This is a genomic window from Myxococcus llanfairpwllgwyngyllgogerychwyrndrobwllllantysiliogogogochensis (assembly GCF_006636215.1).
GTDB lineage: Bacteria > Myxococcota > Myxococcia > Myxococcales > Myxococcaceae > Myxococcus > Myxococcus llanfairpwllgwyngyllgogerychwyrndrobwllllantysiliogogogochensis.
On sequence record NZ_VIFM01000590.1, the window covers coordinates 1 to 687 of the forward strand.

A 687-nucleotide genomic window follows, 5' to 3' on the forward strand; every position below is an offset into this window, starting at 1 on the left:
CCAGCCCCTCCAGTGGGTCCACCCGGAGGCCACCCTCCCCTGGGAGGAGCACGACTGGCGCGGCGCGGATGAGGCCGAGCAGCAGAGCCGCTTCGACACCCTCATCTCCGAGGACCGTGCTCGGGGCTTCGACCTGCGCACACCACCACTGCTGCGGCTGACGGTCATCCGCACGGATGAGCACGCGTGGCGCATCCTCTGGACGCTGCACCACCTCATCGTGGATGGCTGGAGCCTCGGTCTCCTCTTCCAGGAACTCTTCACCACCTACGAGCAGGTCCGCTCTGGCCGACTCCCGGCGGAGAGTGAGTCGACCTCCTTCCGCGACTACATCGCCTGGCTCCAGCGCCAGTCCCTGGAGCCCGCGGAGCTCTACTGGCGCAAGACGCTGCGGGGCTTCACCGCGCCCACGCCCTTGCCCGGTGCGCTTCCCCGAAGCCCGGACTCGGTGCTCCGGCGTCAGCACCTGAATGTCTGGCTGCCCGCGCAACTCACCGCGGACCTCCAGGCCTTCGTCCGCCAGCACCACCTCACCCTCAATGCACTGGTCCAGGCCGCTTGGACGCTGGTGCTCTCACGTCACACCGGTGAGCACGACATCCTCTTCGGCGCCACCACCTCGGGTCGCTCCGCCGACGTCTCCGGCATCGAGCACGCCGTCGGCCTCTTCATCAACACACTGCCCGT

The 687-nt window shown here is 68.6% G+C and carries 1 protein-coding gene; it reads left to right on the forward strand.

Going from position 1 to position 687, the window contains the following annotated elements; translation table 11 throughout:
- A partial coding sequence (locus FJV41_RS49500; RefSeq protein ID WP_246137915.1) for a condensation domain-containing protein occupies positions 1 to 687 on the forward strand: 687 nt, incomplete at both ends.